Origin of the sequence: Paenibacillus campi, assembly GCF_034659835.1 — a bacterium.
Taxonomy (GTDB): domain Bacteria; phylum Bacillota; class Bacilli; order Paenibacillales; family Paenibacillaceae; genus Saccharibacillus; species Saccharibacillus campi.
In genome coordinates, this window is sequence record NZ_JAXSQZ010000024.1 from 1 (window position 1) to 1459 (window position 1459).

Annotated in this window: 3 protein-coding genes; all 3 read left to right on the forward strand. The window is 42.1% G+C overall.

The window, feature by feature from the left end:
* Positions 1-557 (forward strand): hypothetical protein (locus U1I11_RS21600; protein ID WP_322908155.1); only part of this gene is annotated, 557 nt, incomplete at its 5' end.
* Positions 558-574: 17 nt separating this feature from the next.
* Positions 575-814 carry a hypothetical protein gene (locus U1I11_RS21605; RefSeq protein ID WP_322908156.1) on the forward strand — a complete coding sequence of 80 codons (240 nt, stop codon included), beginning with the start codon at positions 575-577 and terminating at the stop codon, positions 812-814.
* A 119-nt stretch (positions 815-933) separates the two neighbouring features.
* On the forward strand, positions 934-1459 hold a 526-nt coding region (locus tag U1I11_RS21610), incomplete at its 3' end, for an RHS repeat-associated core domain-containing protein (protein ID WP_322908157.1).

Here is a 1459-nt window from a genome sequence, read left to right on the forward strand (position 1 = left end):
TAGCGGAAGGTGCGGGGGTATTGCTGAGTGTACTTCCGGAAGGGAAGCTATGGGGGACGCTCGCGGCGAAGGAAGCGATTGATGGTGGGGCGTGGGTTTGGAAGCAGGTTGGGAAAGAGGCGGTTGAAGGTAGCAGATATGCTAGACCAAGTGAAATGTTTATAAATGATTTTGCATTAAATGGTCAGCGGATTGCTCCTAAAAATTTGTATCGTGAAATTAGAAAGTCGGAGATTGGGAGAGAAACACTTGACTTAATTGGAGAAAATGGAATTAGAGTACTACTAGATTACAGTAAAAAACAAGGAGTTTATGGAGAGGCGTTTGGAGCTGATAAATCTATTGTTTATGTAGCAAATACACAATCTTTACAAAAGACCGCACAAACTATTATACATGAAGTTACGCACAATATCATCAACTCCAAAGTTTATACTCGTCGTGAAGAAGTGATCGCACATATGCGAGAAGCGAAACACCTGAATCCAAATTTATCATTTGGGGAGATTCGAAATATTATCAATCAGGTGAAAAAACTTTATCCGGAGTTACCTTAAAGGTGAGGAGAAAAGATATGAATGAAAATGAATTTATAAAAGAAATTAGAACTTTGCAAAATATTGTTGATAGAGCAATGGTTGGAGAAAAAGTTTACTGTCCCAATTGTGGTGAACTGCTTATGATAAACAAATTAGGTAGTGGAAAACATCCCTCTGTTTTTTGTCCAAATGGAGACTTCAGAGCAATGATTGACTATAAAGAGAACAATGTTGTTGAGAATTTAGGGTTGGATAGAAAAAAAATTAAGAAATAAAGAATTTAAGGTACACATTTTCGTAATCAACCTTGAGTGAATCTATGTCACTCAAGGTTGATTTTTTAAATTTGTCTTCTCTACAATGACAAGCGGTACAGTATGACGCAGAAGGCAATATGCTGCAAGGCAGCCTGCAAGATTACCACTATGATGCCAGGAATCGATTGATCGCGGCTGGTGGTGTAAGCTATGGCTACGATAACGAAAACAATCGGACATCGATTACCGTTAACGGTGTAACGACGAAACAGATCATCAACCCGCAAGCGGTGTTGTCACAGGTGTGGATGGAAACGGAGGGTAATGGTAATCCCACCGCATGGTATGTGTATGGACTGGGCTTAATTAGCCGTTACGATGCTAGTGGCAACATGCAGACGTACCATTACGATTTACGTGGCAGTACGATTGCGCTAACGGATGCGAAAGGCAATGTGACGGACACATATACCTACGATACGTACGGCGAGGAACTCCATCACGACGGCACCACAAATCAGCCGTTTCAATACGACGGACGTGATGGGGTGCAGACCGATCCGAACGGCTTATACCAAATGCGTTCGCGGTACTACAACCCGGAAATTCGCCGTTTTGTAAACCGGGATGTGGTGACAGGCACGATTGCAGATGGCTTGACGA

Bases quoted from the DNA above. Each gene is read 5' to 3' on its own strand.
- U1I11_RS21605 (WP_322908156.1), top strand. From the start codon at position 575: ATGAATGAAAATGAATTTATAAAAGAAATTAGAACTTTGCAAAATATT.